Here is a 14,173-nt window from a genome sequence, read left to right as displayed (position 1 = left end):
TCGGCCCCCCGCTCACGCGTCGACGACGTCGTAGCCGGCCTCGTCGACGGCGGCCCGGACGACCTGCACGTCGAGGGGCTGCTCACTGTTCACGGTGACCTGCCCGGTCGCGAGATCGACCTGGACGTCACGTACGCCCGCGATGGCGCCGACCTCGGCGCTTACCGCGCTGACACAGTGCCCGCAGGTCATGCCCTGCACCTGGAACGTCGTGTTGACCATCGGATCGTCTCCCTCTGCGTACCGGTACCCGGTGGGGGTATCCCCCTCGGAAGTGCACCGTACCATACCCCCAGGGGGTAGGCTATCCTGGTCGGCATGAGCGCACCCACCCCGATCCGCGGGTACACCGCCAGCAAGGACCAGCTGCTCGCGCGGCTCCGCCGAGTCGAGGGGCAGGTCCGCGGCGTCGAGAAGATGGTCGACGACGACCGCTACTGCATCGACGTGCTCACCCAGATCTCCGCGATCCAGGCCGCGCTCGACAAGGTGGCGCTGGGGCTGCTCGACGGGCACGCCCGGCACTGCATGCACGAGGGTGCGGCCGAGGGACGGGCCGACGAGATGGCCACCGAGATGATGGCGGCGGTCGGCCGGCTGATGAAGCGCGGCTGACGCAGCGCGGCAGATACAGCGCGGCTGACGCAGCGCGGCTGACGACACGCCCGGGTGCCGGCACCGCGGCGAGGGGCCGACTTCCGGGCAACCAGGGCCGGGCACTGACCGTCCGTGATCGCGTGGTCGTCGGTTCGCGATCCGCCGCGCCCCGCGCCGCCTTTCGGTGACGACACTGAACCGCGCGGCCCGCCGGCACGTATCCCGCACCGGATCGTTGGGAGTCTCGACTTGGGTTCCGACCACGCCCGCCCCGCTCCGTCCGCCCCGCCCCGGGTGCGACGGATCCTCGTCATGACCGTGGTGCCCCTCTTCGTCGCCACAGTCGTCGCCGCGGCGCTGCTCTGGCCGCGCGGAGGAGCACCGCGGACCGACGGCGGAGCGGACGTGCCGCGCTACGCCGGCACGGTGACAAGGGTGGTGACCGAACCGTGCCCGCCGCTGCCGTCGAGCCCGGAGGGCACACCCAGGGTCGGCAACGGGCCGTGCGGCACCGTCGACGTCCGGGTGGACGACGGACCGGCCGCCGGCCAACAGGTGAGCACACCGGTGCCCGACGGCCCGGGCGCGCCACGGGTCGACGTCGGCGACGAGGTCGTCCTCGTCGAGTTGACCGACCCGACCGATCCCACGCTCAGTAACTGGAACATCGCCGAGCACCAGCGCGGCACCCCACTTGTGTGGTTGGCGGTGGTCTTCGCCGCCGCGATCGTCGCGTTCGGCCGGTGGCGGGGGCTGGCCGCGCTCGCCGGGTTGGCGGCCAGCTTCGCCATCCTGCTCACCTTCGTGCTGCCGGGCATCGGCGCCGGCCGGTCACCTCTCCTGGTGGCGGTGGTCGGCGCCGCCCTGATCATGTTCGTGGTGCTCTATCTGACCCACGGCGTCACCGCGCAGACCTCGGTCGCGGTGCTCGGCACCCTGGGCAGCCTGGTGCTGACCGGCGCGCTCGCCACCATCGCCACCGGGGCAACGCACCTCACCGGCTTCGGCAGCGAGGACGCGACGACTCTGTCGATGTTCCAGGGTGACGTGGACCTGCACGGCCTGCTGCTCGCCGGGATCATCATCGGGTCGCTCGGGGTGCTCGACGACGTGACGGTCACCCAGGCGGCCACCGTCACCGAGCTGGCGAACGCCAATCCCGGGCTGACCCGCAGGCAGCTCTACCGTGCGGCGACACGTGTCGGCCGGGCGCACATCGCCTCCACCGTCAACACGATCGTGCTGGCGTACGCGGGCGCGTCGCTGCCCCTGCTGCTCCTGCTCACCGCCGACGCGCGGCCGATCGGGCAGCTTCTCACCAGCGAGTTCCTCGCGCAGGAGATCGTCCGCAGCGCGGTCGCGACACTCGGGCTGATCGCCGCCGTGCCGCTGACCACCGGACTGGCCGCGATCGTGACCGCGGCCGGGCGCGCCGACACCACGCCGCCCGTCGATGCCACCCGGCCGCGCCCCCGGGCGGACGACCGGGCGGAGGCGCTGGCCGCCCTCAACGCGCCGCGATCGCGGCAACCCGACGAGCCGGACCAGACGCGGACCCGGCCCCCATCCACCGCCACCGACGGGTGGCCGGAGACGAACAGGAGCACGGATACGGCATGGTGACACTCCTCAGCGTGACCAGATCGGGTCCCCCACCTGAGAACCGCGTCACTGGTTACCCACCGCTATGGCGAAATGACACTTTTGGTCGGCATCCAGGCGTAGCTCACCCAGTCGACTCTCGGGTAACCTCGCTGCCGGTTACCGATGAAGGCGCGAAGCGGCGCCTGCGGTGCCACCGCCCAATCGCCAACCGGCGAGCCGGGGACCCAGGTGTGTGGGGTGAATCCGCGTCAGCGGTAGGGGCCACTTCCGCCCCGAACCCGTCAGCTAACCCGGTCGGCGGTCGACGGAAGGGAACATTGTGACGGCACCCCTACGCCGCTGGATGACACCCGTGGTGGCCGTGATCGCCGCACTGACCGTGCTCGCCGGGCCCCTCCCGGCCCACGCCGCCCCGACGACCCCCACGCCGTCCGGGCACGAGGAGGACGGCGAGCCCCAGCTGCTCAACGACGTCATCGAGCAGGCCAACCGCGACTACTCCGCCGCCAAGTCCAGACTGGACAAGTCCAAGAAGCGGCAGCTCGAGTTGGCGCTTGAGGTGGACCGGGCCAAGGCCGACCTGGACGCGCTGGCGCCACAGGTCGGGGAGATCGCCGCCCAGTCGTACCGGACCGGTCGGATCGGCGCGCTCGCGATGCTGCTCGAAAGCGACGCTCCGGACACGTTCGTCCAACGTGCCGCGATGCTCGACGAGATCAACATGGTGAACGAGAACAAGCTCGCCGAGGTCAACACGGTGAAGTCCCGCGCCGAGCAGGCCAAGCTGCTCCTCGACACCGAGGTCCGCGAGCAGCAGAAGCAGACCGCCGTGATGGCCAAGCGGAAGACCGAGGCCGACAAGGCGCTCTCCCTGGTCGGCGGCAAGGGCTTCACCGGCGGCCTGGTGGACGCCACCTCGAAGGTCGCCAAGATCGGGCCGGGCCGCACCGCCGACGGTGACTGGAAGGCACAGTCCTGCAGCGAGAAGGACCCGACCACGTCCGGCTGCATCACGCCACGCACCCTGCACGCGTACAAGGAGGTCAAGGCGGCCGGCTTCAACCGGTTCGTCGGCTGCTACCGCTCCGGCGGGCCGTGGGAGCACCCGAAGGGCCGCGCCTGTGACTGGTCGCTGCAGAAGAGCGGCTTCGCCCCGTGGCACAACAACGACACCCGGATGTACGGCAACAACGTCGCCGCCTTCCTCATCCGTAACGCCGACCGGCTCGGCATCTACTACGTGATCTGGAACCGGCAGATCTGGTTCCCGGCGAGCGGCTGGAAGTCGTACAGCGGGCCGTCGAACCACACCGACCACGTGCACATGTCACTGCTCTGACCCACCGGATCCTTCGTCGAGGGCCGCTCCGCACCACGCGGGGCGGCCCTCGACGTGTCAGGCGGCCGTGGCCGGGTCGGCCGACCCGGTCGGCACGTCGAGCGACGCGAAGCCGGCCGGGACGGCCGCCACCGGGCGTACGACTCCGGCGGCGAGGCGGTACGACACGCCCACCACCGCGCACCGCCCCTGCGCCACCTCGTCGGCCAGCACGGGCGACTGCCGGAGCAGCGTCTCGACGGTCTGCGCGATGTGGATGTCGACGATGCCGTCGATGTCGTGCACGCCCTCGGCCTCGGCCCGACGCAGACTGGGCAGCACGGCATCGACCACCGCGCCCAGGTGCCCGGGAGGCTGGGTGCCCGTCGCGGATGACTCCCGCGCCGCCTGTACCGCCCCGCACGAGTCGTGGCCGAGCACCACCACGAGCGGGGTGCCGAGGACCGTCACCGCGTACTCCACGCTGCCGAGCACCTCCGGACCGGCGGTGTGCCCGGCCGTGCGGACCACGAACAGGTCACCGAGCCCCCGGTCAAAGATGATCTCGGCGGCCAGACGGGAGTCGGAGCAGCCGACGATCACCGCGAACGGGTGCTGTCCGTCGGCCACGGCGGCCCGGTGCCCGGCGTCCTGGTTGGGGTGGCGTGGGGCGCCGCTGACGAAGCGCCGGTTTCCGGTGGTCAGCTCGGCGTACGCCCGGGCCGGCTCACTGGGCGCGGACGCCCGGTCGGCGGTCCGCTGCGGACCCGGCTGCCCGCCGGGAGTTCCAGGACGACTCATCCCCGCACCTCGTCTTCACGCGTCTGACCTGGTCAGAGGGCTTTTCAGCCGGGCCGGCGGCGGCGCTGGCCCGGGCTCCACGGTCACACGCACCCCAAGACGCGTCAAGGTATGCGTGATTTAGATTTCATACGTTGACGTCGGGTCCGACCCCTGGGTGGCGCACCGAGCGCACGGCGGGCGAGACTCCCGAGGGCAGGACGGACGTCCGGAGAGGCGGTCACACGATGGCGGGCACTGCGACGGGCGATACCGGCGGCGGGCGGAACTGGACGTTCCTCACCAACCACGGGCACGTGCTGCTGGCCATCGCCCGCGACCCCACCGCCCGGCTCCGCGACGTCGCGGCCGAGGTCGGGGTGACCGAACGGGCCGCGCAGGCGATCGTCGCCGACCTGGAAGCCGGTGGTTACCTGCACCGCACCCGGGTCGGACGGCGCAACGAGTACACCCTCAACCCGGCCGGCCGGTTCCGGCACCCCGCCGAGGCCGACCGCCAGGTCGGCGCCCTGCTCGCGCTGTTCGCCGAGACGCCCGCTCCGGAGGTCGGCACCGAGGCCTGACCCACCTCGCCGGGCCGCTGCGCCACGGGACGCAGCGGTAATCTCTGCGGGTGCGCGAATGCCCGCCGTTGAGCGCGACCCACCCGTTCCGCCGCAGCGGCCGTGCCGCTCGCGGTGTCCTCAGTGGAGCGCTCGTTGCTCTGCTCGGCACCGCCCTGGTGGCGCCCACACCGGCGCGAGCGGCACCGCCGGCCTGCGGCCCGGCCAGCGAGGAGGCCCTGACGGCGATGCCGTGGGCGCTGCGCCGGCTGGAGCCGTCCGCCGCGTGGCCGTTGTCCCGGGGCGCCGGAGTGACGGTCGCGGTGATCGACTCCGGCGTCTCCGCCACCCATCCGCTGCTCGCGGGCCAGGTGCTCCCGGGTCGCGACTTCAACAACCTGCCCGCCCACCAGGGCCAGTGCGACCTGGTCGGGCACGGCACGATGATCGCCGGCATCATCGCCGGCCGAGAGGGCACCGGCGTCCCGTTCAGCGGCGTCGCTCCGGCCGCCCGCATCCTGCCGATCCGGGTCCTGCCGAACCTCAAGGACACCAGGGACCCCCAACTTCCCGTGCAGATCGCCGCGGCGATCGACTGGGCCGTCGAACAGGGCGCCGGCGTGATCAACCTGTCCCTCACGACCGTCCCCCTCCCCGAGCTGACGGCGGCCGTCGACCGTGCGTTGGCCAAGCAGGTGGTGCTCGTCGCCGCCGCCGGCAACCGGACGGAGGACCAGCAGGACCGGCCGGGCTACCCCGCCGCGTACCCCGGCGTGATCGCGGTCGGCGGCGTCGACGAGCAGGGCGGTCACGTGGGCAGCTCGATCAGCGGCGACTACGTCGACATCGCCGCACCGGGGCTGAACATCATCGGGCCGGCGCCACAGGGGTCCGGCTACCGCGGCGAGCCGACCGGCGGGACCAGCTATGCCGCCGCGTACGTCTCGGGAGTGGCCGCGCTGATCCGGGCCGCCTACCCGGGTCTCACCCCGCAGCAGGTCGCCGAACGGCTGGAACGCACCGCGGACAACCCACCCGAGGGCCACAACGGCGACATCGGCTACGGCGTGGTCAACCCGTACCGGGCGGTGTCGGGCCTGCTGGGCACCCGGGCGAACCCGCCGGCCGCCGCCCTCCCGGCGCCCGTCGCGCACGACGACCCACTGCGCTGGCAGCGCGTCGCCGCGATCTGGGCCGCGGCGGTCGGCGGGCTGCTCACCGTGCTGCTGCTGATCGCGCGACCGATCGTGGCCCGGGGCCGCCGACGCGGCTGGCGCCCGGGCCGACGCCCCGACGCGCCGGCCGCCGGCTGACCGTCGCTCCGCGCGCCCAGGGGCTTTGACGAAGGCCCTCAGTCGAGCCGAGGGCTTTGACGCAGGCCCTTAAACACAACGCGGCTCCGGCCCGGGTGAACCGGACCGGAGCCGCATCGGTGAATGCCTCAGCTCCACACCTTGGAGTTGCTCATCTCGGTGCTGAGGTAGTTTTCCCGGGCGATGCCGACGGCACCGCCGATCTCGTTCAGGATGCGGTTGATGTCCTGGACCGCCGCATCCCACTTCGCCTGGTGCTGCTCGTAGGCAACCCGGTCCTCGCCGTCCCAGTGGAGCTTGGTCAGCATCGCCCGCAGCGTGTCGAGCTTTTCCTCGAGCGTCTTCGAGATGGCCTGCATCTGCTGGTTGCTGCTCTCGAGGACCGCGTAGTCAACCTTGATCGTCACGATTTCCTCCTCTGCTGGCTGCGGATCACGGGTTGAGAGCAGAGTGGAACTTGTCCAGCATCTGCTGCTGATCCTGGTCGTTGACCTCGTGCGTCGTGCCCGACTTGTCGAGCAGGTCGGCGATGTTGTCCATCGCCGTCAGCAGCTTGCTCGTGTCCTCACTCCAGCGCGTCATCAGCGACTGGAAGCCCGTGGACGCCTGGCCCTTCCACGCGATAGCCAGGTCGTCGACCACGTTCCAGAGCTTCTTCAGCTCGCCGTCAACCTCGCTGCGCGTGGACCGCACGTCACTCGCGGCGGTATGCAGAGTCGCAGCTTCGACCTCGAACGCCATGCTTCACACCCTTCCGTCATGTTGTGGTGGCGGCTTTGCCGCACCCCTCCCCCGCGGCAAGGCAGCAACACCCCACCGACGGACACTCCTGTGGAGACCGTAGCGGAATACGTCCAGCCCTCGCAGCCCTGGCCGATGCCATCCGATGGATCCCCGTGGATCGGGTCAGGCAGACCGCGAGTACGAGCGGACCCGCAGCACCACGCCGATCACGAGGAGGACCACCAGCAGCGCCACCGCCGGCCAGAGCGCCGGCACGTCGAGCGCGCGGTGCAGCACCACCGGGACCAGCGCGGCGATGCCTGTGACCAGCACCAACTCCGATGCTCGCCGTGCCCGCACCGATCCGCGGACCTGGCCCACGAACGCCAGGCCGAGGAAGACCGGGATGGTCAGCAGGAAGTAGACGAACAGGTAGAGCATCGCCTGCGGCATCGTCATCCCCTCTCCGGTCCCCACCGTCCCATCAGGACGGCTCGGCCCAGGCGGTCTGGATCAGCTGTTGGCCGTCGCGTCGGCGGACGAGGGTGCCCCGGCCCGGCGGTTGCGGGCTCGGTCGCAGGGTGCCGAACACGGTGCCCTCCTCCCGGTTGCCCGACATCAGCAGGCCCGGCGAGTCCAGCTCGCGCAACCGCTGCAACACCGGCTCGTAGAGCGCCCTGGACACACCGCCCACGCGACGCGTGACGATCAGGTGCAGACCGATGTCGCGGGCCTGCGGCAACAACTCCTGTAGGGCGCTGAGCGGGTTGCTCCCACCGGAGGCCACCAGGTCGTAGTCGTCCACCAGGATGTAGAGGTCCGGGCCCTTCCACCAGCTGCGATCGCGCAGCTGCGCGGTGGTCACGTCCGGGCCGGGCAACCGGTTGGACAACGCGCTGCGGATCGACGCGAGACCCTGGGCGAACGCCTGGTTGGACGGGGCGTAGTCGAGCAGGTGGTCGCCCTCCACCACGCCCAGCAGGCCACGCCGGTAGTCGGCGATCACCAGCCGCGCCTGGGCGGGCGTGTAGCGCTCGGTGATGCCCCGGGCGATCAGCCGCAGCAGGTTGGTCTTGCCGCACTCGGCGTCGCCGAAGACCGTCAGGTGCGGCTCGTTGGCCAGATCCAGGTAGACCGGCGCGAGCGCCGACTCGTTGACACCGATCGGCAGACCCGGCGCCGACCGGTCGATGATCCGGGCCAGCTCGGCCACCGGCAACCGACGCGGCAGCAGCCGCACCTTCGGTGCCGGACGACCCGGCCAGTTCGCGGCCACGTGCCCGGCCAGGGCCAGCGACGCCTCGCTCAGGTCGTCGATGTCGCGACGACCGTCGAGCCGCGAGATGGCGGTGAGGAAATGGAGCTTGTCCCGGGTCAGGCCACGACCTGGCGACTTCTCCGGCACGTTCGTCGCGGCGCGGCGGTCGATCTCGGACTCGGACGCGTCGCCGAGCCGCAGCTCCAGCTTGGTGCCGAGCAGGTCGCGCATGTTGATCCGGATCTCCGCCCACCGCACGGCGGTGAGCACCACGTGCACGCCGAAGCCGAGACCCCGGTTGGCCAGCGTGGTGATCGTCTGCTCCAGCTCCTCGTACTCCTGGCGCACCGTGTTCCAACCATCCACCACCAGGAACACGTCGCCGAACGGGTCGTCGGCGAACTCACCGGCGGCCCGACGACGACGGTAACTGGCCACCGAGTCGATGCCGTGCTGGGCGAAGCGCGCCTCCCGCTCGTCGAGCACGGCGACCACCTCGGCCACCGTCCGGCGTACCGCCTCGACGTCCCGCCGACCAGCCACCCCGGCCATGTGCGGCAGACGCTCCAGGCTGCGCAGCGCGCCTCCGCCGAAGTCCAGGCAGAAGAACTGCGCTTCACGTGGCGTGTGGGTGAGCGCCAGTGAGGCGAGCAGCGTACGGAGCATCGTGCTCTTGCCACTCAGCGACCGGCCGACGATGACCACGTTGCCGCCGGCCCCCGCCAGCTCGACCATCATCGGGTCGCGGCGCTGCTCGTACGGGCGGTCCACCACCCCGACCGGCACGGTCAGGCGCCCACGCCCCGGCCAGGACGCGGTGCACAGCCCGTAGGTCGGGTCGACGGCCAGCGGGCCGAGCAACTCACCCAGGCTCGGCGGCTCGGCCAGCGGCGGAAGCCACACCTGGTGGGCCGGGCGGCCCCGACCCTTGAGCTGCCCGATCAGCACGTCGAGCATCGCCACGGCCTTGCCGTCGGCCGGCTGCTCGGGCTCCGGAGCGGTGTCCACCGGCAGCTGCGGGACCTGTGCCGCGATGAAGTCCAGGCCGTACGGCACGATCCGGCGCTGCACCAACGCCTGCGACGCGGCGGCCTGCTGCCCCGGCGCCCGATAGGCCCCGGACACGTAGGCGGCCCGGAACCGCAGCATGGTGCTGGTGTCGGTCTTCAGGTAGCCGTGGCCCGGCGCGTTCGGCAGCTCGTACGCGTCCGGCACGCCGAGCACGATCCGGCTCTCCACGGCCGAGAACGTCCGCAGACCGATCCGGTACGACAGGTGCGTGTCCAGACCACGCAGCTTGCCCTCTTCGAGCCGCTGACTGGCCAGCAGCAGGTGCACGCCCAGCGACCGACCCAACCGGCCGATCATCACGAACAGGTCGATGAAGTCGGGCTTGGCGGCGAGCAACTCGCTGAACTCGTCACAGATGATCAACAGGCTGGGCATCGGGGCCAGCGGCTCACCGGCCGCCCGAGCCTTCTCGTACTCGAAGCGGGAGACGTAGTTGCCCGCCGCCCGCAGCAACTCCTGCCGGCGCACCATCTCGCCGGCGAGCGCGTCGCGCATGCGGTCGACGAGCGGCAACTCGTCGGCCAGGTTGGTGATCACCGCGCTGGTGTGCGGCAACGCCTCCAGGGAGGCGAACGTCGCGCCGCCCTTGAAGTCCACCAGGACGAAGTTCAGCTCCTCCGACGAGTGGGTCACCGCCAGGGCGGCCACCACCGTCCGGAGCAGCTCGCTCTTGCCGGAGCCGGTGGCACCGATCACCAGGCCGTGCGGGCCCATGCCCTCGTGCGCGGACTCCTTGAAGTCGAGTTCGACCACGTTGCCGTCCGGGCCGACGCCGAGCGGGATCCGCAACCGGTCGCGGTGACCGCGTGGACGCCAGGTGTGCTGCACGTCCACCGTCGCCGCGTCGCCCACGCCGAGCAGGTCCGGCAGCTCCGTGCTGCGCGCCAGCGGCTCATCGGTGCTGGCCTGCTGCTGGGAGAGGCGATAGGGGGCGATCTGCCGCGCCAGCCCCTCGGCCGCCTCGGCACTGAGGCGGTCGGGACGACCCAGCGGCGACGACGAGGTGCCCCGGACCAGGTCGAGCGAGCTTCCGTCGGCCACGTCGAGGCAGAGCAGCCAGCGACCGGCGTCGCGGGGCACCGTCCCGGACAGGTCGATCACAGTGGTGCCGAGCAGCCCCGGGCCGACCAGTTGGCAGGTCGGCGAGATCTCGCCACCGTCGATCACCACGACCAGGTGCGGGGCGGTGGTCAGCGGCTTGGCCTCGGGCGCGAACCGAGGCCGCCCGGCCAGCTCGGCGGTGAGCGACGCCTCGGCCTCGGCCAGACTGGCGAAGACCAGCCGGCGGGCGCCCGCGGCGTCCGTACGCCCGCTGTGGTGGGCGTGCGGCAGCCACTTCACCCAGTCCCAGGACGGCTGCCGGTCCGGGGCGGCGACCACGGCGACCACCAGGTCGTCCGGGGCGTGGAAGGTGGCCAGCTGCCCGAGCGCCGCCCGGGTCAGGTCGAGCACCGGCGTCCGGTCGCCGCGCAGCGCCACCCGGCTGAACGCGCGCACCGACAACGCGGTCGGCAACTCGGGGACTGTGGAGTGGGCGCGGACGAACCGGCGGAGCGCGATGGCGCTCATCGGCTCCAGGTCCTCCACCGGCTTCGTCTCCGGCGGGACGATCTCCACGGCCAGTCGCTGCGGGCCGAGCGCGATCCGGGTCTCGCCGAAGTCGTCCTCGGTGGTCCGTCGCTCCCACAGCCGCCGGGACGCCGCGATCGACCAGAGCGCGTCGGGCTCCGGGTGCCGCCAGGTCATCGCCGCCCGCTGCTGCTCGGCGGCCCGCCTGGTGCGCTTGCGCATCTGGGCCAGGTAGCGCATGTAGTCGCGCCGGTCGGCGTTCAGCTCGGCCTTGTCCTTGCCACCGTTGTTGGCAAGCGAACCGATCGCCATGCCGAGCATCGAGACACCGAAGAGGCCACCGGCGACGTACGTCATCATGCCGCCGCCCTTGCCGGCGTAGAGGAACGCCATCGCACCGACCCCGCAGAACATCGGCAGGATCATGAGCAGTTGCCCCATCCCGCGGGGTGTCGGCTCGGGCAGCTCGGGAGGAGACTCCAGCAGCACCTCACCACGCGGTAGAGCCGGTCCCGGCTGACGCGGGAGCCGGCGGAACACCACCGTGCTCACGGCTGTCTCCTCCCCAGAAGCGGCCTGATGACGTGCCGCCGCGGACCGGAGCCCGCGGGTGGGCATCGTACGTGCCCGCCATCGTAGGTAATCTGCCGTGGGCGCGGTGGACCCGGAGCGCGCCATCGCGGCCAGCCGAGCACCCGACGCACACCTGGAGGCCACTGTGGCGACGAAGACGGCGACCGGTGGTCTGAGCCGGATCACCATCGTGGCCCCGCGTACCCGGATGGATCTGGCGCTGCCGTCGGACGTCCCGTTGGCCGACCTGCTCCCCACCCTGCTGCGCTACGCCGGCGAGGACATGGCCGACGAGGGCGCGCGACACGGCGGCTGGGCACTGTCCAGGTTGGGCGGAGCGCCGCTGGACGGTGGCCGTACCACCGCGCAGCTCAGCGTCCGCGACGGTGAGGTGCTCTACTTCAACCCCCGGTCCGCGGCCGCGCCGGAGATCGTCTTCGACGACGTGGTGGATGCCGTCGCCACCGCTACCAACCAACGCCCCGGCGCCTGGCAGACCGGCGCGACCCGGTCCTTCGCGGTGGTGATCGCGGCGTCGGCGCTCGGCGCCGGCGCGCTCGCCGCCCTCTTCGCCGGCCCGCCACACCTGCCCGGCGCGATGGCCGCCCTGCTGGTGGCGGTGGCGCTGCTGGTCGGCGCGGCGGTGCTGTCCCGGGCCGCCGCCGACAGCCGCACCGGCGCGGTGCTGGCCATGGTCGCCCTCGGGCATGCCGCCGTCGGTGGTCTGCTGCTGCTCGCCGGCGACCGGCCGCTCACCGAGTTGGCCAGCCCGCACGTGCTGCTCGCGGCGACCGCCGCGGTGGTCGCGGGCGCGGTCGCCGTGCTGGCGGTCGGTGACCGTTATCCGCTCTTCTTCGCGGCGATCGGAGTGGGTGCCGCCACCGGGCTGGGCGCGTTGCTCTGCCTGGTCCTCGGCCTCGACGCTCCGGCCGCCGCGGCGGCGGTGGCGGCCGTCGCGTTCGGTGTGGTGCCGGCACTCCCGATGGCGGCCTACCGGCTGGCGCGACTGCCGGTGCCCTCGATCCCGACCGGTCCGGAGGACCTGAAGACCGACAGCGAGTCGGTCGACGGCCGGCAGGTGCTCCAGCGCAGCGAACGCGCCGACCAGTTCATGACGGGTCTGCTGTGGACCGTCTCGGTGCTGGTGTTGGGCGCACAGTTCGTGCTCGCCCTGGACGGACGCGGGGCGGCGGTGCTGCTGTGCCTGGTGCTGGCCCTGCTGTCGTTGCTGCGGGCCCGACCGCTGCTGGGCCGCGCCCAGCGCACCCCCGTGCTGCTGGCCGGCACCGTGGGGTTGGGCCTGGCAGCGGCCGCCACGTTCGCGGGCGGGTCGCTGCCGGTTCAGCTCGGCCTGATCCTGGGCGGGCTGGTGCTGGCCGCCGTGGTCAGCCTGATCTACGGGCTGACCGTCGCCGGTAAGCGCATCTCGCCGGTCTGGGGCCGGCTGCTCGACATCGCCGAGATCATGCTGATCATCTCGCTGGTCCCGCTCGCGTTCTGGGTCTGCGGGCTCTACGGCTGGATCGTCAACCTCCGGCCGTGACCGGCGGCGCCGGCCACACCTGTCAACGCGGATGCCGGGTGGAGACACCCAGCGCCGACGCGACGGGCGCGGTGGCGTAGACGGCAGGTCCGTGCTGGCCGTCCATGGGTCGGGCGGACGTACCCGTCCGCTGTGCGATGTCGCGGACCACCTTGACCAGCGCCTCGACGTGGTTGTCCATCGCGGCGACCCGCAACAGCGGTGACGCCACCCGACCGTCCACCGAGACCGTCACGGCCACCGTGTGCGACGGCGCGGAGGTCGCGGTGATCGCGTCCACGAGCGGGCCGAGCGGCACGTCCGAACGGCCGCGCAGCGCCAGGCAACGATGGGTCCAGCCACCGCCGCGCAGCTCGCGCCAGGTCTCCGCCGGCGCCTCCGGTCCCAGGTCGAGTCCGGCGGCCGAGACGACGGCCGCGCGCAGCTCGTCCCGGTTGAGCGGCCGATGGGCCAGCCCCGCCGAGGTCAGCGCCTTGCCCAACCGACCGACCCCGGCGGCCACCGTCCGGTGCACACCCGCGAGCCCACCGCCCCGGCTCACCGCCTCTGCCCGGGCGTCGCCGACGGTCAGCCGCAGCGCCACCCAGACGGTCCGGTGCGCCGCCGGCGGCGCACCGGGCGTCGGGTACCACACCAGGGTGTGCGCGACCACCTGGGTACGCGAGACCGGGGCGCTGAAGTCCGCGAGCACCTGCACCACCCGGTCCACCGTGGACGCGGGCACCGAGCCGGCCGTCGCGCCGCTGGCGGGCTGCAACGCGACGGCCGCGAACCAGCCCTCGTCGTCACGCCCGATGCCGAGCCGGGTGCCGCGGTCGGTCAACTCGATCACGCTCAACTCGGGGGCGAGCGCCGCCAACCGCGGGTCGCCGGCGGTGCCGCCACCCACCACCGCGGACGCGCGCTCACCGCGCCGCCGCAGCCGCCCGCGCAACAGCAGGTACTCGAACCACCAGAGGCCTCCGTGCCGGGCGAAGGTGGCGCCGACGAGCAGCGCCCCGCCGCCGGCCGCCACGGCGAGCAGCCAGCTGGGCCCGGCCGACGCGGCCCAGACGCCGAGCACGCACAGCTCCAGCACGACGAGCTGCCCGACAAGCACCGGGCCGAGCCGGCCACGACCGGGGCGGTCCGTCGGCGGCGTCGGCCGCGCCGTCACCTCGGTCGGGTCCGTGGCCGCTCGGGCGGGTCGCGCCTGAACCTGCGTCATCGCTGACTGTCCCTCCTGCACGGTACGGCTCTGCACCGGGTCGGTCCGGTGCC

At 72.4% G+C, this 14,173-nt stretch carries 13 protein-coding genes and 1 riboswitch; of the genes, 6 read left to right on the top strand and 7 right to left on the bottom strand.

What is annotated here, in order from left to right; all coding sequences use genetic code 11:
* Positions 1-12 precede the first annotated feature (12 nt).
* Complete coding sequence (locus tag ACGFH8_RS10645) at positions 13-222, bottom strand: heavy-metal-associated domain-containing protein (protein WP_393365910.1); 210 nt, start codon at positions 220-222, stop codon at positions 13-15.
* Between the two features lie 96 nt (positions 223-318).
* On the opposite strand from ACGFH8_RS10645, the gene ACGFH8_RS10640 reads away from it, so the two are divergent.
* The 3 genes from ACGFH8_RS10640 (at position 319) to ACGFH8_RS10630 (ending at position 3,541) form a co-directional block, all read left to right on the top strand.
* The gene (locus ACGFH8_RS10640; protein ID WP_393365908.1) at positions 319-615 is read left to right on the top strand and encodes a metal-sensitive transcriptional regulator; all 297 of its coding nucleotides are present in this window, start codon (positions 319-321) and stop codon (positions 613-615) included.
* A gap of 231 nt (positions 616-846) precedes the next feature.
* On the top strand, positions 847-2,220 hold the full coding sequence (locus ACGFH8_RS10635; RefSeq protein ID WP_393365906.1) for a YibE/F family protein: 1,374 nt from the start codon (positions 847-849) through the stop codon (positions 2,218-2,220).
* A gap of 166 nt (positions 2,221-2,386) precedes the next feature.
* Positions 2,387-2,517: riboswitch (cyclic di-AMP (ydaO/yuaA leader) on the top strand.
* 4 nt (positions 2,518-2,521) lie between these two features.
* Positions 2,522-3,541, top strand: a complete 1,020-nt coding sequence (locus ACGFH8_RS10630) for a coiled-coil domain-containing protein (protein WP_393365904.1) — start codon at positions 2,522-2,524, stop codon at positions 3,539-3,541.
* A 57-nt stretch (positions 3,542-3,598) separates the two neighbouring features.
* Here the strand turns inward: ACGFH8_RS10630 and ACGFH8_RS10625 are convergent, their stop codons facing one another.
* Entirely contained in the window at positions 3,599-4,321 is a 723-nt protein-coding gene (locus tag ACGFH8_RS10625; RefSeq protein ID WP_393365903.1) for a carbonic anhydrase, read from the bottom strand.
* A 227-nt stretch (positions 4,322-4,548) separates the two neighbouring features.
* Between ACGFH8_RS10625 and ACGFH8_RS10620 the strand changes: the two genes are divergently transcribed.
* On the top strand, positions 4,549-4,884 hold the full coding sequence (locus tag ACGFH8_RS10620; protein WP_393365901.1) for a helix-turn-helix transcriptional regulator: 336 nt from the start codon (positions 4,549-4,551) through the stop codon (positions 4,882-4,884).
* 50 nt (positions 4,885-4,934) lie between these two features.
* On the top strand, positions 4,935-6,176 hold the full coding sequence (gene mycP / locus ACGFH8_RS10615; protein WP_393365900.1) for a type VII secretion-associated serine protease mycosin: 1,242 nt from the start codon (positions 4,935-4,937) through the stop codon (positions 6,174-6,176).
* 128 nt (positions 6,177-6,304) lie between these two features.
* Here mycP and ACGFH8_RS10610 read toward each other — a convergent pair whose 3' ends face one another.
* The 4 genes from ACGFH8_RS10610 to eccCa all read right to left on the bottom strand — a co-directional run bounded on the left by ACGFH8_RS10610 (position 6,305) and on the right by eccCa (position 11,349).
* Positions 6,305-6,583 carry a WXG100 family type VII secretion target gene (locus ACGFH8_RS10610; RefSeq protein WP_393365898.1) on the bottom strand — a complete coding sequence of 93 codons (279 nt, stop codon included), beginning with the start codon at positions 6,581-6,583 and terminating at the stop codon, positions 6,305-6,307.
* Between the two features lie 25 nt (positions 6,584-6,608).
* Positions 6,609-6,917, bottom strand: a complete 309-nt coding sequence (locus tag ACGFH8_RS10605) for a WXG100 family type VII secretion target (protein ID WP_357758822.1) — start codon at positions 6,915-6,917, stop codon at positions 6,609-6,611.
* Positions 6,918-7,082: 165 nt separating this feature from the next.
* On the bottom strand, positions 7,083-7,358 hold the full coding sequence (locus tag ACGFH8_RS10600; protein ID WP_393365896.1) for a hypothetical protein: 276 nt from the start codon (positions 7,356-7,358) through the stop codon (positions 7,083-7,085).
* A 25-nt stretch (positions 7,359-7,383) separates the two neighbouring features.
* A complete protein-coding gene (eccCa, locus tag ACGFH8_RS10595; protein WP_393365894.1) occupies positions 7,384-11,349 on the bottom strand; it encodes a type VII secretion protein EccCa in 3,966 nt (1,321 codons plus the stop codon).
* A 97-nt stretch (positions 11,350-11,446) separates the two neighbouring features.
* Between eccCa and eccD the strand changes: the two genes are divergently transcribed.
* The gene (gene eccD / locus ACGFH8_RS10590) at positions 11,447-12,913 is read left to right on the top strand and encodes a type VII secretion integral membrane protein EccD (RefSeq protein WP_393365893.1); all 1,467 of its coding nucleotides are present in this window, start codon (positions 11,447-11,449) and stop codon (positions 12,911-12,913) included.
* Positions 12,914-12,935: 22 nt separating this feature from the next.
* Here the strand turns inward: eccD and ACGFH8_RS10585 are convergent, their stop codons facing one another.
* Positions 12,936-14,120 (bottom strand): type VII secretion protein EccE, encoded by a 1,185-nt coding sequence (locus ACGFH8_RS10585; RefSeq protein ID WP_393365891.1) that lies wholly within the window; start codon positions 14,118-14,120, stop codon positions 12,936-12,938.
* Positions 14,121-14,173: the final 53 nt, after the last annotated feature.

It is taken from the genome of Micromonospora sp. NPDC049175 (assembly GCF_043197345.1).
Lineage (GTDB): Bacteria > Actinomycetota > Actinomycetes > Mycobacteriales > Micromonosporaceae > Micromonospora.
This window is presented reverse-complemented; position numbering and strand designations above follow the sequence as displayed.